This window comes from Psychromonas sp. (assembly GCF_983033635.1).
This window is the reverse complement of the sequence record NZ_CEZLMY010000281.1, coordinates 1-2,908: the sequence shown is the minus strand read 5'-3', so window position 1 is coordinate 2,908 and position 2,908 is coordinate 1. Positions and strand designations below refer to the sequence as shown.

General features: G+C 35.3%; 2 protein-coding genes. Both read left to right on the top strand.

Annotated elements, in window-relative coordinates; genetic code table 11:
- Nucleotides 1-168 precede the first annotated feature (168 nt).
- Nucleotides 169-1,146, top strand: a complete 978-nt coding sequence (locus AC4GME_RS18485; protein WP_490378561.1) for an ABC transporter substrate-binding protein — start codon at nucleotides 169-171, stop codon at nucleotides 1,144-1,146.
- A gap of 1 nt (nucleotide 1,147) precedes the next feature.
- Nucleotides 1,148-2,908: diguanylate cyclase domain-containing protein (locus AC4GME_RS18480; RefSeq protein ID WP_490380009.1), on the top strand; the 1,761-nt coding region annotated here is incomplete at its 3' end.

Genomic DNA, 2,908 nt, shown 5'->3' with positions numbered 1-2,908 from the left:
GCGTATTGAAGCGCTACAAAAGCTTCAGACCATTTAGTTTGCCCAACTCTCATTATGATAAAAAACAGTTATTTTCATGTAACTAGCTGTTTTTTTATCAAATTATTTCTGTCATGATCCTAAAATCTAATTTTAAATCTTAAATGATCTGTTTTGATTTGGATTCCTATGAAAATTCCATTCTCTATAGCTAGACGAATAGCTACTCTTATCTTTATTGTTATCGGCTTATCGAGCTGCAGCCCCTATAAAAGTTCATTAACAGTTGGTGCGGCTCCCTGGCCAAGCTTTGAGTTTCTGTTTTTAGCAAAAGAGTTGAAATACCTTGACCCTCGCCAGTTTTCGCTGTTTGAACTGCCATCTTCGACCAGTGTTATTCAAGCTTTTCAAACTGGTAAGTTAGATGTTGCCTTTCTTTCTCTCGATGAAGTATTAACACTTGTGGCACTTGGCATTGATCTGAAAGTGATTACTGTTATTGATCAATCTATTGGTGGTGACGCACTGTTAGCAAAGCCAGAGATAAAAACACTGCAGGATTTAAAATGGCACTCAATTGGATATGAAAATAAAGCTGCGGGTGCTTTATTATTAAGTGAAACATTTAATTTAACGGGATTAAATAATCAAACAGTTCAACTTTTAGAAGTTAAACAAAATGAAGCTAAAGATCTTTACATGAAAGATAATATTGATGCCTTGATTGTCAGAGAACCACAGAAACAACAACTTTTAGCGTTAGGCGCGAGGGAGTTAGTTAATTCAAATATACTTGAGCAACGTATCACTCATTTAATGGTCGTCAGAGAAGATATTTACATCAGTAAAGAAGAGCAGATAACACTATTATTAAAACGTTTTTATCAAGCTCATGACTATTATCTAAAAAACAGCAAACAAGCAGTGACAACTATGTCAGTAAGGCTGCAACTCTATCCATACCTATTAGAACAGGCCTTTCTCGGGACGCGATTTATTGAACCTCGGGAAGCTTTAATGTCTATGTCAGGCTCGCCATCGAATATCGAACTGCAGGCAAATCGTTTAAGTCACTTTATGACACGAAAAAATATGCTTGGAAAAATTCCATCTGATTTTGCTCACTTGATTTCAACGAGAATTCTGGAGCGTGTTATTTATGAATAATATGAGCAAGTTATCTCTTCGAGTGATTATCCCTTTAGTACTTTTTGTAGTTTTTATTGTATTGCAGGGGAGTGTATTATTTTTAGAGTTCCAACAAGCACAACATAGGTTATACAGTGAAAAAGAGCAATATGTAAAAGGTATTGCCGGGAATTTACAGACAACTTTGTCAAATTCACTAATGCGCTTAGAAAAAGCGCAAGCGCAGCAGATAGTATCAGTTACCGCACTTGATCCCGATTTTAAAAGTATTGCGATTGTCGATCATAATCAGCAAATTGTCTTGAGTAATAATTTACGTAAAAAGTATATGTTTGCAAAATTACAGTTAGCATACTATGACGGAAATCTTCTTCAGCAGGTAATTGAAAAAAATGAATTTGTTTTTCAATACAACGATATAACACAAGAGTTGATCGTTTATGCGCCATTACAAATGCTCTCTACAGGCAATAGTTTAAATCGGGAATTTAACGGTTTAATATTCATGCGTTATTCACTAACTAACGCGATTACCTCTTTACGCTATGATGCACTTATTTCATTAATTAAATTTTCAATCACATTATTGGTAGCAATATTTTTACTGCTCTACTTTATTAACCGTATTGTTATTCGGCCACTTAATAAATTGGCTCTTTCAACTAAAATATCGGATTTAAGTAACCAGATTGAAATTGATAAATCTGGTTTGGGCGAAATAGGAATATTACAGCATTCATTTGCCCAGTTAGCAGAGGAAGTAAAGAAAAATATCAATACCCTTTCAGCCAGTGAGCAACGTTGGTTATATGCACTAAGTGGTGCAAGAGATGGCGTTTGGGATTGGGATATTCAAAAAGATGAGGTTTATTACTCATCTCGCTGGAAGGAGATGCTCGGATATCGAAAAGAAGATATCAAGAATGATATTAATGAATGGGAATCTCGAATTCATAGTGAAGATCTGTTTAAAGTCTTGCAGGATTTAAAGTTTCACTTTGTAGGCAAAAATTCATTTTTTGAGAATACTCATAGAATTCGCTGCCAGAACGGTGAATATCGCTGGATTTTAAGCAGAGGTCAAACTGTCTCATGGGATGCTGATGGGCAACCTTTACGTGTTATCGGCACAAATACTGATGTCAGCTTGTATAAAGAATCACAGGAAAAAATTAAACAGCAAGCACAATTTGATGACGTTACCCAGTTACCCAACAGAAGTCAGCTTTTAATTCATATTGCTCAAGAGGTTTCTCGCGCAAAACATAATAATTTAAACGGTGCGATTGTATTTATTGAGTGTAATCAATATAAAACAATTAATGATCTGCAAGGGCATTTTAAAGGTGATGAATTACTTTATTTAATTGCCCGTCGCCTTGAAAATTGTAAATCAGGCCCTGATTTTATTGCGCATCTGCAAGGCAGTGAATTTGTCATTATTTTACCGGATCTGCATAGTGATAGTGAACGTGCTGCTGAAATGGCATTAGAATATGTAAAAAAATTGGATATCAAATTGAATTTACCATTTGAAATCTCCGCTGAACAAGTAAGACTTTCCTGCGCATTAGGAATTGCACTATTTCCTGCAGATGATACTGATGCTAAAGATTTATTGCGCCAATCGGCAATGGCAATGAAAAACGCCCATGAAAACCACTTTAGTAATATTAGTTTTTTTGCTAAAGAGATAGAGCAAAAAATTCTTGCGCGCCATACTTTGCAAAAACAGATGCATTATGGCTTAGCACACAATGAGTTCACTCTCTATTTTCAG